The organism is Microbacterium sp. 70-16 (assembly GCF_001898315.1).
GTDB lineage: Bacteria > Actinomycetota > Actinomycetes > Actinomycetales > Microbacteriaceae > Microbacterium.
The window spans coordinates 1-17868 of record NZ_MKTQ01000024.1 but is presented as its reverse complement, the minus strand read 5'-3'; the positions used below and the strand labels follow the sequence as shown (position 1 = coordinate 17868).

At 65.2% G+C, this 17868-nt stretch carries 16 protein-coding genes; 11 read left to right on the top strand and 5 right to left on the bottom strand.

The annotated features are described in order from the left end of the window. Nucleotides 1-19: 19 nt before the first annotated feature. Nucleotides 20-1711 (bottom strand): ATP-binding protein, encoded by a 1692-nt coding sequence (locus BGO46_RS10580; RefSeq protein ID WP_292678432.1) that lies wholly within the window; start codon nucleotides 1709-1711, stop codon nucleotides 20-22. A 75-nt stretch (nucleotides 1712-1786) separates the two neighbouring features. On the opposite strand from BGO46_RS10580, the gene BGO46_RS10575 reads away from it, so the two are divergent. Continuing rightward, nucleotides 1787-2149: a response regulator gene (locus tag BGO46_RS10575; protein ID WP_292678430.1), complete on the top strand. Its 363-nt coding sequence runs from the start codon at nucleotides 1787-1789 to the stop codon at nucleotides 2147-2149. A 29-nt stretch (nucleotides 2150-2178) separates the two neighbouring features. Here BGO46_RS10575 and BGO46_RS10570 read toward each other — a convergent pair whose 3' ends face one another. The 4 genes from BGO46_RS10570 to BGO46_RS10555 form a co-directional block, all read right to left on the bottom strand. After that, nucleotides 2179-3654 (bottom strand): sugar transferase, encoded by a 1476-nt coding sequence (locus tag BGO46_RS10570; protein ID WP_292678428.1) that lies wholly within the window; start codon nucleotides 3652-3654, stop codon nucleotides 2179-2181. Nucleotides 3655-3782: 128 nt separating this feature from the next. After that, nucleotides 3783-4676 carry a hypothetical protein gene (locus BGO46_RS10565; RefSeq protein ID WP_292678426.1) on the bottom strand — a complete coding sequence of 298 codons (894 nt, stop codon included), beginning with the start codon at nucleotides 4674-4676 and terminating at the stop codon, nucleotides 3783-3785. Nucleotides 4677-4679: 3 nt separating this feature from the next. Next, the gene (locus BGO46_RS10560) at nucleotides 4680-6197 is read right to left on the bottom strand and encodes a polysaccharide biosynthesis tyrosine autokinase (RefSeq protein ID WP_292678424.1); all 1518 of its coding nucleotides are present in this window, start codon (nucleotides 6195-6197) and stop codon (nucleotides 4680-4682) included. Between the two features lie 49 nt (nucleotides 6198-6246). Continuing rightward, nucleotides 6247-6861 (bottom strand): low molecular weight phosphatase family protein, encoded by a 615-nt coding sequence (locus BGO46_RS10555; protein ID WP_292678423.1) that lies wholly within the window; start codon nucleotides 6859-6861, stop codon nucleotides 6247-6249. A gap of 73 nt (nucleotides 6862-6934) precedes the next feature. Between BGO46_RS10555 and BGO46_RS10550 the strand changes: the two genes are divergently transcribed. From BGO46_RS10550 to BGO46_RS10510, 10 genes are all read left to right on the top strand, one after another. Further along, on the top strand, nucleotides 6935-7693 hold the full coding sequence (locus BGO46_RS10550) for a CPBP family intramembrane glutamic endopeptidase (RefSeq protein ID WP_292678421.1): 759 nt from the start codon (nucleotides 6935-6937) through the stop codon (nucleotides 7691-7693). A 395-nt stretch (nucleotides 7694-8088) separates the two neighbouring features. Continuing rightward, the gene (locus tag BGO46_RS10545; protein WP_292678419.1) at nucleotides 8089-9624 is read left to right on the top strand and encodes a sugar transferase; all 1536 of its coding nucleotides are present in this window, start codon (nucleotides 8089-8091) and stop codon (nucleotides 9622-9624) included. Nucleotides 9625-9711: 87 nt separating this feature from the next. Beyond that, a complete protein-coding gene (locus BGO46_RS14655; protein ID WP_366246824.1) occupies nucleotides 9712-10743 on the top strand; it encodes a hypothetical protein in 1032 nt (343 codons plus the stop codon). Continuing rightward, the gene (locus tag BGO46_RS14650; RefSeq protein ID WP_366246823.1) at nucleotides 10740-11300 is read left to right on the top strand and encodes a sugar transferase; all 561 of its coding nucleotides are present in this window, start codon (nucleotides 10740-10742) and stop codon (nucleotides 11298-11300) included. Before BGO46_RS14655 ends, BGO46_RS14650 begins: the two co-directional genes overlap by 4 nt. Nucleotides 11301-11316: 16 nt before the next feature. Then, nucleotides 11317-12423 carry a glycosyltransferase gene (locus BGO46_RS10535; protein ID WP_292678417.1) on the top strand — a complete coding sequence of 369 codons (1107 nt, stop codon included), beginning with the start codon at nucleotides 11317-11319 and terminating at the stop codon, nucleotides 12421-12423. A gap of 246 nt (nucleotides 12424-12669) precedes the next feature. Then, nucleotides 12670-13512, top strand: a complete 843-nt coding sequence (locus BGO46_RS10530; protein ID WP_292678416.1) for a nitroreductase family protein — start codon at nucleotides 12670-12672, stop codon at nucleotides 13510-13512. Nucleotides 13513-13514: 2 nt separating this feature from the next. Then, on the top strand, nucleotides 13515-14750 hold the full coding sequence (locus tag BGO46_RS10525; protein ID WP_292678414.1) for a polysaccharide pyruvyl transferase family protein: 1236 nt from the start codon (nucleotides 13515-13517) through the stop codon (nucleotides 14748-14750). After that, nucleotides 14747-16030 (top strand): oligosaccharide flippase family protein, encoded by a 1284-nt coding sequence (locus BGO46_RS10520; RefSeq protein ID WP_292678411.1) that lies wholly within the window; start codon nucleotides 14747-14749, stop codon nucleotides 16028-16030. Before BGO46_RS10525 ends, BGO46_RS10520 begins: the two co-directional genes overlap by 4 nt. A 220-nt stretch (nucleotides 16031-16250) precedes the next feature. Further along, nucleotides 16251-17228, top strand: a complete 978-nt coding sequence (locus tag BGO46_RS10515; RefSeq protein WP_292678409.1) for a glycosyltransferase — start codon at nucleotides 16251-16253, stop codon at nucleotides 17226-17228. 335 nt (nucleotides 17229-17563) lie between these two features. Next, nucleotides 17564-17803 (top strand): hypothetical protein, encoded by a 240-nt coding sequence (locus BGO46_RS10510; protein ID WP_292678407.1) that lies wholly within the window; start codon nucleotides 17564-17566, stop codon nucleotides 17801-17803. The last annotated feature ends 65 nt before the right edge of the window (nucleotides 17804-17868 follow it).

The window sequence follows — 17868 nt, the reverse complement described above, 5'->3', positions numbered from 1 at the left end:
CGTCGTCCCTGCCCGCAGTTTATCCGGCGTCGTCGGTCGAGAGGGATTGACCGGCGCGGGCGGCGGGCAGCGCCAGCGTCGCCCGTGTGCCCACGCCGACCTGCGACACGATCGTGATGTCGCCGCCGTTGCGCCGGGCGAGGGTGCGCGCGATGGGCAGCCCCAACCCGAGACCGGGCGTCGAGCTCATCGCGGCACCGGGCGCGCGATAGAAGGGGTCGAATGCCTGTGCGACCTCGTCGGCATCCATTCCCGGTCCGTCGTCGTCGACGGTGAACACGACGTCATCGCCGACGAGCTTGGCTTCGAGGCGCACGGTGCCGCCGCGACCGCTGAACTTCACTGCGTTCGAGACGAGTTCGTTGACGAGGTGTCGCGCATCACGGCGGTCAGCGAAGATGCGGGGTGTGGTGTCGATGGGCGCCACCACGGTGCAGTCCGCTTCGTCGATCACGGATGCCAGGGCTTGGAGCACACCGTCGACCAGCTCGTGCGCGGCGATGTCGTCGGCGCTCGGCTCGTCATTGCGGGCCGCCCCGGCGACCGCGAGCAGATTGCTCAGCAACAGGCTCAGTCGTGCGGCGTTGCGCGAGATCGCACCCACCCACTCGTCGTGCGGCTTGGCCAGGGTCTCGTCGGTGAGCAGCGATGCATACCCGGCGATGATGGTGACGGGGGTGCGCAGCTCGTGACTTGTCGCCGCCAGGAAGTCTTCACGCTGCCGGTCGAGCTCGAGGTGCAGTCGGAGCGCTTGGGAGGTCTCGCGTTCGGCGGCGACGCGCACGCGAGCCGCGTGCAACACGGCGATCGTGTTGGCGGCATCGGAGTATTGCGCCGACACGACGGTGACGGTGAAGATCGCGATCGTGCAGAGGAAGGCGTCGGTCGTCACCGCCAGATCGACTGGCGCGAGGTCTGCCCCGAGAAATCGGCTGCCGCTGATGATGGTCAGGGCGACGACAGTGACAGCGAGGAGAGCTGACTGGGCGAAAGCGACGACGGGCGGAAAGCGCAGCGCGGCCCACACGAGCACCGCGAACACGAGGAAGCTCAGCGGCAGGGCCGAGCCGGGGCGCAAGGCGACGGCGACGGCGACGCCGAGAAGCACCGTCTGCAGGGCGATTTCGACCCAATGCAGGGGAGTGTCGAGACGAGGCGGCAGCAGCCCGAACGGAGCGATCAGCATGATGGCCGATGCGTGCGAGGCGGCCACGAGTATTGCGACCGTGGCGAAGTCGTGGGTGTAGGCGGCCGCGCCGATGCCGGCAACCACCAGGCCCAGAGCCAGCGCGGCGATCAGAGCTGCCACGCAAAACCGCGCGGCGTCGCGCAGTGACTGCAGCCGCAGGTCGGCAGCCCGCCAGAAGAGCAACGTGATCAGCAGGCCGATCTCCATCGCGTTCGCGGCACCGTACGCGAGGGCGATGGGCAGGTCGCGCCCGCCGATGAAGTTCGCGATCACGCTCGCGGCGAAGATCACCACGAGCGCGAGGATCATCGCGGGGCGCCCTGATCGCCGCGCGTGCAGAGCGAAGCATGCGGCGGCGCCCGCGGCGGGCCACCATAGGGCGACCGTCAGGTCGGCGACCAGCAAATGCGTGCCGACGACGGCGAGCGCGAAGACCGCGAGCGGGCCCGCCGTCCACAACAGCGCGCGGCGCAGGCCCTCGCGCGCCGCCGGCGCGGCAAGCGAGGGGGCAGTGGGGGGCATGCTCTGAAGATAGCGCCGATCATCTGCGCGACGTGTACGGTAGGCACAACATCCGTCCGCGTGCAAAGGACAGCTGTGGCTCACATTCTGGTTGTCGAAGACGATGCCGACGTCGCCGCGCTCGTGGAGACCGTGCTCGGCGGTGCCGGTCATGAGGTTGATCTCGCGATCGATGGCGCAGCGGGGCTCGCCCAGGCGCGTTCCCGTCACCCTGACATCGTGATCCTCGATTGGATGATGCCCCGCATGACGGGCATCGAGGTGTGTGAGGCGCTGCGGGCCGACGTGGCGTTCGCCGAGACGCGCATCATGATGCTGACGGCGCGGTCGTCGGCATCCGATATCGCCCGGGCGAAGGATGCCGGTGCCGACGACTACGTCGTCAAGCCGTTTCTGCCGCGCGAGCTGCGCCAGCGGGTCGCCGAACTCGTGGCGTGAGACGGGCAGGCCCGGAACGGCGCGCGAGGTCAGAACGCGGTTTCGCCGGGGGCGAGGGCCGCGCGCGCGGTCTTGAACAAGATGACGGCGTCGCCCAGGAACGACCAGTTCTCGACATACGACAGGTCGAGGCGGACGGTGTCTTCCCAACTGAGGCTCGAGCGGCCGCTGACCTGCCACAGCCCCGTGATGCCCGGCTTGACGAGAAACCGCCGGTAGACGTGCGTGGCATATAGCTCGACTTCGCTGGGCAGCGGGGGGCGCGGGCCGACGAGTGACATCGAGCCGCCCAGCACGTTGAACAACTGTGGCAGTTCGTCGAGGCTGTACTTGCGCATGATGCGGCCGATCGGCGTGACGCGCGGGTCGTTCTTCATCTTGAACATCACGTCGTTGCCGGCGTCGCGTTCTTGATCGCGGAGTTTCTCGAGCAGCTCTTCGGCGTTGACGACCATCGAGCGGAATTTCAGCATCGTGAACTCGCGGCCGTTCAGGCCCGTGCGGGTCTGCCGAAACAGGATGGGCCCCTCGCTCGAGAGGCGGATGGACGCAGCGAGGAAGAGCAGCACGGGGCTGATCACGATGATGCCGAGCGCCGAAGCCGCGACGTCGAGCGAGCGCTTCGCGAACCGCTGCCCGCCGCTGAATCTCGGCGTCTCGACGTGGATGAGGGGCAGCCCGGCGACGGGTCGCGAGTGGATGCGGGGACCCGCGATGTCGACGATGCTGGGGGCGAGCACGAGGTGCTGGCGGCCGGCTTCGAGCTGCCACGAGATCTCTTTGACCTTGTTGATCGGCAGTTCGTCGGTGCTCGTGACGACGACGGTGTCGGCGCCCGATACCTGCAGCGCTCGACCGATGGCGTTCACCGACCCCATGATCGGCAGGTCGATCTCTTCGATGACTTCGGCGACGGCGCCGCTCGGCACGCACGCCCCGACGACGCCATAGCCGGCGCCGCGGTTGCGTTGCAGCTCGCGCGCCACCGAGATCACCGACGACCGCGAACCGACGAGCAGCACGCGTGAGGTGTACTTGCCGACCGAGCGCTGCGAGAGCAGCCACTTGCGCCACAGCCAGCGCTCGAACAGCAGCACGAGGATGCCGATCGGCAGACTCAGCAGCAAGAATCCGCGGGCGACCTCGATGCGCGTGAGAAAGGCCACGATCGCGATGACGCCGAACAGCGTGATGCTCGACCGGGCGACGTACGCGTACTCGGTAGACCCGGTGCCGACGACGCGGTGATCGCGCGTGTCAGCGAGCGACAGTGCGGCCATCCAGGCGATGATCAACAGGGTCGAGAACGCCCAGTAGGAGATTTCACTGACGTCGTGGTTCTGCGCGATGACGAGGTCTACCTGGCCGGTGCCGAACCAGACGATCTGCGTGCCGAAGACGACCCATACGAGCACGGCGAGGTCGCTGAACCACAGCAACCGGCTGTAGTTCTCACGCCAATGACTGGGCTGTGGGGGGAGCTTCGTCGATCCGGTTTCGGTCAATTCGACCGCTTTATCGGGTGTCAACGTCACTCACTCTCTCCCCCGGCTCCGTGTGGTTCCCGATTACTGGGCTCACGTTAGCAGTCGTGTGCGTGCGCTGCGTTGCGAGAACGTGACACATCGAGGGCTCATCCGTCCGAGACGGTGCGGCTGATGCCCGCTGCGCTCCACACGACGACCTCATCGCCGTCGAGGTCGATTGCCACTTCGCCGGCGACATCTCCCTCAACGCAGCCAAGTATCGTTTCGGACTCAGCAAAGCGAGTCAGCTGCAGGCCCGCGCAGTCCTGCGTCACGTGGCCGACGACCACCCCGGCACTGTCCACGGTGATCGCCCGGGCCTGGGTCGTCAGCGCCTGCCAGCTGTTTCCGCCCCAAAGGTATGCCGTGCCGTCGCAGATCAGCACGGTGGTCGTACCGCTGGCGCGCACCGCCCAGGGCGTGGGGCAGGGGGCAGCGACATCGGCCCCGGTGACAACGACCGTGCCGGCAGTGCGTGGCGCGTAGGTCGCGGTGGCGAACACCTCGGCATTCGGCTCCCAGAAGCGCCCGTCGGTGAAGGTGCGCAGTGCCGTCGTCGCACAGGCGTCGCCGATGTCGCTGATGGCGGTGGCATTGACCCCGCCGAACGAGGTCAGCGCACGCACTTGCGCGATGTCCTGATACAGCGGCGTGACGTCGGCCCACGTCTCGCCCTCGTCACCAGACCGCTCGATCACGGGTGCGGTGACGCCGCATTCGCCTGCGGTCGCGCGCCACATCGCCGACGCGCCGACGGAAAGGAAGCGCTCTTCAGCACCCGGCGCGGGCGCTACGGCCGGTGTGGATGAGGGCGTGGCCGTGCTGTCGGTGCCGAAGGTGAACGTGGGGGCCGGGCGGGCAGTCTCGCCTGCGTCAGTCGGTTGCGTGCGCTGATATGCCAGCACGCTCAGCGCGCCCACCGCGATGGTCAACACCACCACGCCGATCACGCTGACGATCACGCCGCCGCGGCTGAGGCCGGGGCGGCCGAGGCCGGCCATGGGTCACGAGCTCCGATCAGCCTCGCGAGCATCGCGCCGCGTCTCGAAACCGAGCTCTGACATTGACGGCTCGTGCGGCACGGCGGCGACGGGGGTTGTCCGCCGTGCGGCAGCACCATCTTTCGCCTTCTTGGCTTTGCCCTTCGGCTTCTCTTGCGTGTACGCGCCGTAGCCGTACCCATATCCGTACCCGTAGGCGGAGTAGTACGAGTCCGCGCCGCGGGTGGGCACCATCGACATGACGAAACCGGCGAGCTTCGCGCCGACGGTCTGCAGCGCCTCGGCGGCGCCGGTCAGCTGGTGCTTCGTCGTTTTGCCCGCCGCGATGATCAGCAGGGCTCCGCTTGTCGCACGCGCCAGAATGGCCGCGTCGGTGACGGGCAGCAGCGGCGGGGCGTCGCACAGGACGACGTCGAAGTCGCGTTCGAGCACCTCAAGAAGGGTTGCCATCTGGTCTGAGCCGAGCAACTCGCTGGGGTTCGGCGGCACCTTGCCCGCCGGCAGTACGAACAAGCTGCGGCCACCCCACGGCAGCATGACATCGCCGACCCGGGCACGGCCGATCAAGACGTCGGTCAGTCCGACGCCGCCCTCGATGCCGAGGTATTCGGCGACCTTGGGCTTGCGCAGGTCGGTGTCGAGCAGCGCAACGCGCTTGCCGGCATCGGCGAGGGCGATCGCGAGGTTGATCGTCGTGGTCGACTTGCCTTCGCTCGGAATCGAGCTGGTGATCACGAAGCTCGCCCGCCCGCCCATGTCGAGGAACTGCAGGTTGGTGCGCAGCGCGCGGAACGATTCGGCCCGCGGGCTGAGCGGATCGGCGTGCACGATGAGTGGCCGGTCTTTTGCCTTCGGGTCGTAGGCGATGGCGCCGATCGAGGGCGCGGCGGTGATCTGTTCGGCGTCACGGGGGTTGCGCACCTTGTTGTCGAGCACCGTGCGCAGCACGGCGACGCCGATGCCGAGCGCGAGGCCCACAAGCACGCCGAGCGCGAGGTTGAGCGGCACATTCGGGCTCGACGGCGAGAGCGCGGGCTGGGCGTCACTGACGCGGGTCAGGCGCACCGGACTTGTGCCATCGGCCGATTCGGGCTCAAGCTGTGGCACGGCCGTCGCGAGGCTGGCGGCGATCGCGTTCGCAATGTCGGCCGCCATCACTGGATCGGGGTCGGTGACCGTGACGGTGATGAGGGTCGAATTAAGCGGTGCCGCAACAGACACCGACTCAGCGAGGGTGCGCGCCGTGACATCGAGGCCGAGCTCGGCGATCACCGGGTTGAGCACGACAGGTGCCGTCGCGAGGCCGACGTAGGTGTTGATGCGGGCCTGCGTGAAGCTCGACCCCTGCTGAAGCTCTTGCACCGTGCTGCCCTGCGTCGAGACGAAGACCGTGCTCGACGACTCGAACTCGGGGGTGCGAGTCAGTGAGTACGCTGCGGCCGCGCCGAGCCCCACGAGGGTCAGCACGACGATCACGAGCCAGTTCTTGCGGAGGATGCGGAGGTAGTCGCTGAGCTCCATGGTGCCTCTCGGTGACGCGGTGGCGCGAAGGCCCCGGGAAAGATCGGTTTCAGTCTGCCACAGTCGTGTTTCCTGCCAATGACAGACGGAACACGCGTGCGACGGCAGCGACGGCGGGGTCGAGTTCAGCAGCGGAGCGCTCGTAGGTCTGCATCGAGCGGCCAAACGGGTCTATCACGTCGTCGTCGGCGGGGTCGGCGAGAGGCAGCACGAGCCCACGTCTGCCGGCGACCAGCGCGATGGTGGCCGCGACACGGGCCGCAGGGTCAGCGCCCGCAGCGCCTGCCGCGGAACGCACCTCGTCGTCCGTGAGGTCGGCACTCAGCCGGGCGAACTCGCGGATCGTGAACGCGGTGCGCAGGCGCGTCGGATCGAGCTCGACGATCTCGCGCCGGTGTTCGCGCGCCATCGCGAGTACGAGCACCGGCGCGTGCAAGTGGGCGGCGGTCAGATAGCGCGCGCGGTGGGCGCCAGACACACCGAGTGGGATGCCCCGGTGTGCGGCGAGCTGAACCGCTTCGGGTGTCATCGTTGCCCCCTCGCGCGCGCGAGCGCCGGCGCTGGTCGCGGTGACATCGAGGTCAGCGAGGCGCGCGGAAAGCAGTTGCGCGGCCAGCGGAGAACGGCAGATGTTGCCAGTGCAGACAGTGAGAATCTCGAGCACAGCGGCCTTCCCGGCGGAGGGTGGAGGGAGTCGTGGTGCAGGGGCACAGTGCTCAACCCGATAAATTGGGCGCGTGCCAGACCAGCTTACTGACGTCGCCGAGGTTGAACGGCCGGGGCGCCGGCGCCGCAAGCGCACTGATTGGCGTCAGGGCGGCCGCACGGTGCGCCCGTGGGACGTGACCGTGCTCGCGGTCGCGCTCATCGGCGTCGGGCTGGGCGTCGTCGGTGGTGGGTTGCTGGCGCGTGCGCCGTTGCCGTGGGCGCCGTTCGCGTCGACGCTCGTGCTGTGGGCCGGCATGCTCGCCGCCGTTGTATTCGCGTTCGCTCGGTCGCGCCCGGCGGGTCTGCTCAAGGCGCGCCCGATCGACCTGCTGTGGGGCGTGGGGCTGGGTCTCGCGCTGCGGCTGCTGCAGGGCTGGCTGAGTGGGGCGGATGCCTCGGCGTTCCCCTCCGCGCCGACGCTTGACGGTTCGCTGCCGACCTCGTGGTGGCTCACCGAGGCGCTGCCGGCCGGCCTCATCGCTCCGCTGGTGGAGGAGTTCTTCTTCCGCACCGTGGTGCTCGTGGTCGTGTTCCAGCTGCTGCGGCGCCCGGTCGGGTCGGTTGCGGCGGGGCTGACGGCGCTGCTCGTCTCGGCGGGAGGATTCGTGCTGCTGCACGGCGCTGCCGGCGCGCTGACGCTGACCGACGGCATCCAATTGTGCGCCGTCGGCGGCACGTGCGCGATGCTCGTGTTGCTGACCGGGCGCATCTGGACAGCAGTGCTCACGCACGTCGTCTACAACCTCAGCTACCTCGTGCTGGTGGTCGTCGGCACGACCCTCGCCTGACCCCCTGCGGCTGTCGCCGATGCTTCGTCGAGTTGCCACCAAAAGTCGGATGAGAGGCCCCTCATCGTTCTCTAAGCTGTGGGTTCGTCGAGCGTCACCAGCGTTCACTGTGATACACGCCTGACACATTCGGGTGATACGCTCCCCGAGCCGGGGGGCTCAGAGAGGTTCAATGAAGGAGGATGCCGAAGTGTCGACCGAACTCCAGGTCGATGCGACGACGCAGTCGCCTCACGAACCTCCTGAGGCAGGAGCACCGGACACCACCTCCGACAGGACAGACGCGCGCGGGCCTGTTCGGGTTACCCTCCACTCCACCATGATCCTCCCACTGCGCCCGCATCGGCGATTGGCGTCGCCGCGTTCGGCGCCGCCTCGTTGTCAGCGTCCTGCTCGTGCTCGTGTGGGTCGTCTTCGGCACCCAGATCGCCCGGTTCGGCCTCGGCAACGCGCAACTGGCGATCATGCAGGATTCGCGTATCTCGGAGGTGTCGTACTGGGTCTTCTCGGCGTCGCTGATCGTCGTGTGGATGGGCGCGCTCTCGTGGAGCGACTCGCGGAGCACGCGGGTACTGGGCTCGGGCCCCACCGAGTATCTGCGAGTCGTCGATTCGAGCCTGCGCGTGTTCGGGGCGATCGCGATCCTTGCATTCCTGACGAAGATCGACGTGGCGCGCGGCTTCCTGCTGATCAGTCTTCCGGTCGGCATCCTCGTGCTGCTGTTCACGCGATGGCTGTGGCGGCAGTGGCTCATTGCGATGCGCAAGCGCGGAACATACTCGGCACGGGTGCTGCTCGTGGGGTCCATCGATTCTGTCGCGCAGATCGCACGCGAGCTCGGGCGCAGCCCGAGCTCCGGGTACCTCGTGGTGGGGGCGTGTACGCCCAGTGGAACAGTCGCCGATGTCGTACCCGGGACCGAGATTCCCATGATGGGTAGCGTCAACGCGATCGAGCGCGCGATGGAACTCACCGATGCTGACACCGTCGCCGTGACCAGCACCGACGAGCTGCCGCCAGACAAGGTCAAGCAGATCTCCTGGAACCTGCAGGCGGGGCGTCAGCACCTGGTTCTTGCGCCCAGCATCGTGGACATCGCAGGGCCGCGCCTGCACACGCGTCCGGTCGCGGGCCTGCCTCTCATCCACGTGGAGACGCCACGCTTCAGCGAGGGCCAGAACTTCCTCAAGCGGGCGCTGGACATCTCGGTGAGTCTCGTCGCTGTCGTGCTGCTGAGCCCCGTGCTCGCATTCCTCGCGATGACGGTTCGACTGACCTCGGAAGGGCCGGTCCTGTTCCGACAGGTGCGGATCGGCCGCGGTGGCCGGGAGTTCACCATGCTGAAGTTCCGCTCAATGGTGACGAACGCAGAGGAGCTGCTCGAGAATCTGTGGCGCGAGCGTCAGGAGCAGGGACTGGACTCGGGCAACGAGGTCATGTTCAAGATGAAGGACGACCCGCGGGTGACTCCGATCGGCGAGTCGAAACGCCGCAACACCCGCGCCTACCTGCTCGCCTACACCCTGCTGCTCACAGGCATCGCCTTCTGGCCCGTGCCCGTCGACCAGGGCGCCGGGCCGCTGCTGCGCCTCATCACGCGGGCGATCCCGGTACTGACCTACGACCGCATCGAGTTCGCGGCGAACATCCTGCTGTTCGTGCCGCTGGGCCTGCTGCTGACGCTCATCCTGGTGCGCAACCGCTGGCTCGTGCTGCCGGTCGCGTTCCTCGCGACGGTCACGATCGAGTGCGTACAGGCGCTGCTGCTGGATGCCCGGACCCCGAGCGTTCTCGACATCGTCGCCAACACCACCGGAGCCTGCATCGGAATCCTGATCGCCGTCTTCATAGACGCACTGCGCGCAGTTACCGTCCTCGACGTTTGGATGAGGACTCCCTCATCCACGAGAGCTAATCTGGGAAATTGCTGACCAGCTCCCCCCTGGGCCGACATGACACACGACACATCACCGAAACCTGCACTCGATACGATCGCGCCTGCCGCATCGATTTCGGAGGTGACCAACGTGACAGTGGAAGCGCTGCGCGCCGCACCTGCCGAGCAGCTGTCGTCGACCGTCGGGCACATGCCGACTTCTCACGTCGAGGCACCAATGGGTGAACCCAGCGCCACCACTGCGCCGACGCCGACCGCCCCGCCTCTGGACCCCTGGCGAGAGCGCTATGCCCGCCGCCTGCGCATCACCGACTTCCTCGTGCTGGTGTGGGTGGTCTTCGGCACGCAGCTGGTGTGGTTCGGCCTGGGCAACGCTCAGGTCTCGATCCGCGAAGACAGCCGTCTGAGCGAGTTCTCGTACTGGGCGTCCTCCGGCGTCCTCATCGTCATCTGGATGCTCGCCCTCGCCCTCGCCGACTCACGCAGCGAGCGCGTGATCGGCGTCGGCGCGAGCGAGTACGCGCGCATCGTGCGCGCCAGCTTCGGCGTCTTCGGCGCGATCGCGATCCTCGCCTTCCTGCTACGCATCGACGTCGCGCGCGGCTATCTGCTGATCTCCCTGCCGCTCGGCATCTTCATGCTGCTGCTCACCCGCTGGCTGTGGCGCCAGTGGCTCGTCGCGCAACGTCAGATGGGACGCTACACCGCGAAGGTCCTGCTCGTCGGGTCACGTCAATCGGTCGCCCAGACCGCCCGTGAGTTGCGTCGAGCGCCCTCCGCCGGCTACCGCGTCGTCGGCGCCTGTGTGCCGTCGGGCAAGATCGCCGACACGATCGAGAGCACCGGAATCCCGATCATGGGCAGCGTCGACCGCGTCGAGCGTGCGCTCGCGATCACCGGCGCCGATACGGTCGCGGTCACGAGCACCGACGACCTGCCCGCCAACAAGGTCAAGCAGATCTCGTGGAGCATCGAGGCCGGCAGGCAGCACCTCGTGCTCGCCCCGAGCATCACCGACGTCGCCGGTCCGCGTGTGCACACCCGACCGGTGGCCGGCCTGCCGCTGATCCACGTGGAGACGCCGCGGTTCAGTAGCGGCCAGCAGTTCACCAAACGCGCGGTGGATCTGCTGCTTTCGGGGGTGGGGGAATGATCGTCATCAGTCCGCTGTTGCTGGTCCTCGCCTTGATCGTGAAGCTGTCGAGCCCCGGCCCCGTGCTCTTCCGCCAGACCAGGATCGGCTACCGCGGCCGTGAGTTCTCAATGCTCAAGTTCCGCTCGATGGTAGTCAACGCGGAGGATCTGCTTGCCGATCTCAAAGCGCAGCAGGCACAGGATGCCGGCAACGAGGTGCTCTTCAAGATGACCAACGACCCTCGGGTCACTCGTGTCGGCCGGTTCATGCGCCGGTTCAGCCTTGACGAACTCCCTCAGCTGTTCAACGTGATCGGCGGCTCGATGTCGCTGGTCGGCCCTCGCCCGCCCCTGCCCTCTGAGGTCGAGCAGTACGCCGACCACGTGCACCGCCGGTTCCTCGCCAAGCCAGGCATCACTGGACTATGGCAAGTCTCGGGCCGCTCCACCTTGTCTTGGGACGAGTCGGTCCGCCTCGACCTCGGCTATGTGGAGAACTGGTCGCTCGTAGGCGACTTTGCGATCCTTCTCAAGACAGTGAAAGCAGCGATCGCCCCCAATGGCAGCTCGCACTAGCAATCGGACATCATTCGTGCCTTCAGTTGCAATCATCGGTACTCGCGGCTACCCGAGCTACTACGGCGGGTTTGAGACAGCCGTGCGAAAGCTCGCGCCCCATCTCGCTGATCAAGGCTGGGACGTCACGGTCTACAGCAGACCAGGAGCAACGAAACTAGACGACCCAGAACGAGATCCACGGGTGGAGGTGATCACAACTCGTGGCACGGAGTCCAAGTCCATGAGCACCTTGTCGTATGGCCTGACGGCATCACTCGATGCTGCACGCAAGCGCCCGGACGTGGCGCTCGTCATGAACGTGGCGAACGGCTACTATCTACCTCTCTTGCGGGCACGCGGCGTCCGGACCGTCGTAAACGTGGACGGCATCGAATGGGACCGCGCGAAGTGGGGCCGCATCGCGAAGACGATTTTCAGGCTTGGGGCCTGGATGACCGCTAAGTTCGCCGACACCCTCATCTTCGACTCTCACGAGATCGCTCGACGCTGGGGACAAGACTTTAACCGTGACGGCATATATATCCCCTACGGAGGCGATGAGGTCGCTGAGCTGCCACTCGAGTCCGGACTCGAACACCGAGGATATGTCCTGGTGGTCGCGCGGTTCGTTCCTGAGAACACCATTCCGGAGTTTGTCGAAGCCGCCGAAGAGATCGCGAAGACGGTGCCTGTCGTGATCGTTGGCTCGTCAGGATACGGAGGCGAGCTCGACGAGAAAGTAGCGACGCTCGCGGCAAACAACGACCACGTCACCTGGCTCGGCCATCTCAGCGATGACCGACGGCTATACTCGCTCTGGCAACACGCTGCCGTGTACTTTCACGGGCATAGCGTCGGCGGAACCAACCCCACGCTGGTGCAAGCCATGGCAACCGCGACACCTATCGTCGCGCGCGACACCGTCTACAACCGTGAGGTGCTCGGGGCAGGAGGTCGGTTCTGCGACCCAACGCCAGAATCGATAGCCACCGCGGTCCTCGCGCTTGCCTCGGATGCTGACGCACAAGCCGAATCGTCCGCGGTCAGCCTAGCCCGCTCTCGACAGGCGTTCACGTGGCCCCTCGTGTGCTCCGCATACCAGAGCGCACTGGGGAGTAGTGCCGGCACGCACACGGCCTAGCGACATGCGACTGGAGCAATCGCATTCCTTTCGCTTGAGGGCCGACATAAGAACCAACGCAAGAAAGCAGGTGCACTGATGGTGTCCTTCCGAGACTTCATACCCAGCTCAATGCACGGCCCACTGCGTCGTGCCATTCACCGTGGCCGGGCAGTGCAACTTACCTATAACGACCATCTCTTGTATCACAAGCATGCCGCCCCAGCGGGCCAATCGATCAACGTCAGGAACGATCGTGCGCTGATCATGTACTACACGCACTCAATTGAGAAGGGGCTCACGCGCGAGGACTTTCGACCGTCATTCGGCAACAGGCCGCTGACGGCTCTCGCCCAGCTGCTCAATCGATGGATTGATGATGGTCGCGACCCCCGCGATACATTCTTCGACGCCGCGTGCGCTACTCTACGTACCTACTTCAGCCGACACGATGATCTCGGGGTGAATGTAGGCGACAAACTCGCACTATTCGCACCCGAGGTACAGAAGCTGATACTGGGTAGCAGCACAGCTGGCGGGTTCCGCACAGTCCGCTTCGATCGGCAGCGGCACCGGTCGTTTGGCGAGCTCACAGCCGATCGCGTGAGTCTTCGTGAGTTCGAGCCCGGACCGGTTGATCTGGGCTTAATATCCGATGCCGCCTCGATCGCTTCTAGGAGCCCCTCCGCCTGCAACAGGCAGTCCTCTCGGCTTCATGTCGTGACCGACCCTGGCCTGATTGACAAGATACTGAGGATTCAAGCCGGGCTCGGGGGCTACGACCGCCCACCGGTGCTCCTGTTGGTAACGAGCGACACTTCGTACTACGTCGAGGCGACCGAGCGAAACCAGCCGTTTGTCGATGGCGCTCTCTTTGCGATGACGCTGATGTACGCGCTCGAAGATGCAGGGGTGGGTACGTGCCCCCTCACAGCAATGCTGTGGCCACGATCCGAGAAGAAGGTCCGCGCTCTACTTGATCTGCCCAAATCGGAAGCACTCGTGACTTTCGTCGCAGTCGGCCGCCAACCTGCATTGACACGAGTCCCGTACTCACGGCGCGAGAGCGTCGAGTCCATCATGACCCTGCACGAGTCTGGAGATCGTTGATCGTGGATCAGTCACCTGAGCCGGCCCTGGCGAACATCCAGGTCGCCACGCTCAACTTTCACTTCGCCCAGAACTATGGGGCCGTTCTCCAGGCGATCGCACTCCAGGACCGGTTGGAGTCGCTTGGTGCCGAGGTCCGTGTCATCGACTACCGCCCGCCGGGGCACTCCCAACACTACGCCCCGCTCCCCAACCCCGTGCTCAGCGCTGTTTGGAAGTTTCGCGGCGCGACCGCGACCGGCGCGAGCGTGTCTTCTGCCGCCAAGCAGGCTCTTGCCCGCGCAATCCGCTCCGTGCTGCTCTGGAAGACGCAAGGGCAGCGCCGTAGTCAAGCTAGACGCTTCGAATCGTACCGGTCTCGACATTTCGAGATGACTCGACGCTACAAATCGATGCGACAGCTCCGCGCTACACCTCCCGAAGCGGATGTCTACGTCGTTGGCAGCGACCAGGTGTGGAACCCCACGAACATGGGTGGAATTGACCCCGCCTACTTCCTGTCTTTCGGAGCCGCCCACGTCGTCAGGGCGGGATACGCAGTGAGTACGCCGCAACTCGATCCAGCGCGACACCAGCGTGCCCTCGCCTCGCTTGTTCCTCCGATCGACCATCTTTCCTTGCGGGAACCTCACCTGATGGCTCCGCTCTCAAAGCTGGCGACCACGCCGGTTCAGCTCGTCCCGGACCCTGTCATGCTGATGACGGCGAGTGACTTTCAGAAGTACAGTGACGAGGCGAGCGTCCCGCGTCGTCCGTACCTCCTGCTGTACGCGGTGAACACGCACTCAACGCGCGCATCGCTGATTCGGCTCGTTAATCACCTTCGAGCGTCCCTTAGCGTCGAGGTCGTTGACGTCTCGCTGGAGCCCGCCGCGTGGCCGTTCCCGGTGACGCGGCCGGTGGACCTGACTCCTGGGACTTTCCTCTCCTACATCTCGGAAGCACGATTCGTCGTAAGTAACTCGTTCCATGCAACAGCGTTCTCGCTGCTGTATCAACGGGACTTCGCTGTTGTGTCCGCACCGGGGACCGGGGGCCGAATGAGCGAACTGCTGACTCGCGTGCGCCTTACCGAGCGAATAGTCTCCGAGCAGACTGACTTGTCAGCCTTCGATACACCTATCGACTATCGAGATGTCGAGATCCACCTGACCGAGATGCGGTCCCGCGGTATGTCCTTCCTTCATACCGTGGTCGACGAGTCCGAGAACAGACGTCGCAAGTGCGTGGTTAGGTGATCACCCTTCTTTGGGCGTTCGTCGAACGCCTCGCTCCGCGGGCAGGCACAGCCCTCCTCATGGTCATCTTCGCTGCCACGAGCGATCCAACCACCGTCGGCTACTACGCGGCCATGATGACGGGCTACGCGATCCTGCAAGCGATCACCGATGGGGCGGCGAAGCGAATCGCGACGGCCGCTGTTGCAACGACAACGGGAACGAGATTCCTCCGAACGTACCGAGTCTGGTACCCGATCCTTGGAACTCTCTTCCTCGCGTGTACCTTAGCAATCGTCGGTTGGTGGGGTGCGCCCGTCCCGGATCTGTTGGCGATGACGCCCATGCTTGCGCTCCCCACAATCATGGCCACCAGCATTGTTCCGCTTGCTCGCCTACAGCGTGCGGGCAGCTGGAAACTGATCTCCGGCATCTCCGGGTCATCTGCAGCGATCGCTCTGCTCGCGGGAGTCCCCTTGGTGCTGTGGCTGCACAACGCGCTCGGCTCGGTCACACAGCTCGTCCTGACCGAGCTGTTGTTCTCGATCGGGCTGCACCTAGCAGCGAAGAGAACACTTTCCCCACAGATCTTGATCGAGTCAGAGGAAAGCTACGCCGCAGCATTTGCGTCAGCTGGCGGGTTCATCATCAGCATGCAGGCGCAGTATCAGCTTGATCGAATCGCAGTCGGTGCGCTCGGGGGGGCGGGAGCACTGGGGGCCTTCAACCTTGGTTGGTCGCTGTCACGGAGCATTACAGACTCGCTGTCTACCAGCACCCTCAACGTCATTCAATCGCGCGTCATGGACGCACGCGAGAAGTCCGCTGACGAAATTCGAGAGATCATTATGGACTCACTACCTCACGCAATACGAGTGGGTGGAGTAGTCGTCGCCGCTACTTACGTCGCGGCGAGGTTTGTCGCGCCCGTCATACTGGACGCTTCTTGGGACGACATGCTCCGGGTTGTTCCGTTGATGAGCGCGACCGCCATTCCCTCGATAGTCTGCTATTGCCTGCTCCCGGCACTCATGTATTTCGGGCGAATGCGATGGGCCATCACGCCAAGGCTGATCGGACTTGCATTCTCGCTAGGCGTCGGCTGGGCGGTGCAGTATTCCCTCGACGCGGCGATCTGGTTCGCGATGGCGCGTGAGCTGACTGCAATGACCATCATGCTGATCGGTGCGGCTGCGGTCGTCGAACGTCGAATGGTGCTTTTGCCAATCATCGCCACCACGGTGGCCTGCGGCGGGATAGCAGTCGCGGACTTCGCGCTCTCAGCCATGGGCGTGCTGTGAACAACGCCTGTCCAGCCTGATCCCGCGAATCAACTCAACCTACACGGAGAACACATCTGATGAGATCGAATCCAGCCACTGTAGCTGCCCGCGTGAAGGGCGTCCTTGGAAACAGTCCCCGCATCGCCGTCTCCTCCGCGTCTCGCGAGACCCGGTCGATGCACCCCGCCGTGATTCAAGGGACGCGCGGCTGCCTTGCGGCGCTCGCCAGGGACTGCTGATGGAACTGCGCTACACCAATCCACTTGTGTCGACGTTGGCGCACTACGAGTTGGAGCTTGAGGAGACCCTCGAACGACATGGCGTGACCGCTACAAGGAACCCGGCGCGGCCGGTCGAGGGTTTGAGCGGGTTGCCCGGCAAGGCCCAGATGTTTGCGAACGCCGCCCTCAACATCGCCAAGTTCAGACGTGGCGGGTCTTCGAACGTGCAAGTCTGGCCCAGTCTGGGGCTTCTGGAGGCCAGGCTGTGGAGCAACTCCAATGCTACGCACGCGATGATCCTGCACGACCCCGTCCCACTTCGTACTCAAGTTGGGTTCAGTAAGCTGGCACGGAGGTGGGCATCCAGCGCGAACCCCAGCACGGCACCGCTGATTATCGTTCACTCATCGCATGCACACCGTGAAGCGGCGGCGTTGTTGCCACATCACAGGATTGTCGATGCTCTCCACCCAATACGCACAACCCAGGAGCTAAGGCCGAAGACGGCAGCGCCGTCCATCGTCGTGGCCGGACAGTACAAGCCAGAACGTGACCTCGCTCTACTAGCCCGCCTAGGGCCCGAGCTTTCCAAACGCGGCATCGAAGCCAAGATCCTCGGACGAGGATGGCCCGAAGATCTACCTGGCTGGAAGGTTTCAGCGGGCTTTATACCAGACCGCGAACTTGACTCTGCATTGGCGGAGGCTTGGGCGGTGCTGTTGCCCTACAACCTGTACTTTCAGAGTGGGATCGCTGTTCGAGCCCTGGAGCTTGGAACACCAACGGTTGGAAAGCAGACCTCGTTCCTCGCAGATCTGGCCGGTGAGCAGCGCGAACTCGCCTGCATCGACAAGGACGAGGGTGAGGAACTACCACGGGTGCTGAGTGCGCTCGAAGCACTGGATGCTCAGAGCATGTTCAACGCTTACGCCCGCCTTGTGGACGAGTCCTGGGCTCGGCTGCTCGAGGACTTGCTCGGTCCCGCGGCAGCATAGCGATGCCATAGTGCCTACTCGTTTGGCTTCACGCCGAGGGCCTGCCCCGTTGCATTGACCCGGAGCCGAGCGCCACTGTGCCCGAGATCGGAATGACGCCAGAACCCCTGCGGGTTCTCTCGTCAGGACTCAACCAACGTTCCTGCCACTGGCCTGACGCCATCCGTCTCCAGGTGAATATTCGCTTCTCTGAGCGCCACGAGTATTGCGGTTGAGCGCCACCTGCTCGTGGGCGCGTTCGCGTCGTTGAGCGCCACCGAGTATTCGGGTTCGGCGCCACCTTCCTAGGCTCCTTCTGCCGCGTGGCTGATCACGCGGCAGAAGGAGTAGTTCGGATGGTACGCAGGATCAAGGCGAAGCTGGTGTTGAGGCTTCGCGCGGAGGGGCTCACGGGTCGGCAGATCGCGGCGCAGGGTGTGTCTCGGCACTCGGTGTCGGCGGTGCTCGACGCCGCTGACCGGGAGGGCGTCGGCTGGGACGACGTCGCGGAGCTCGACGAGGCGGACGTGTATGCTGTTAAGAGGCTCTTCGCAGTTGAGGGTGTAGTCGAGGGTCGGCGGCTGGTTCGCGGATAGACGTCGAGGTCTTCCAGGATGGAAGTTCTCACACTGCCCATCTGCCGGAAGACCTCGACTTGCAC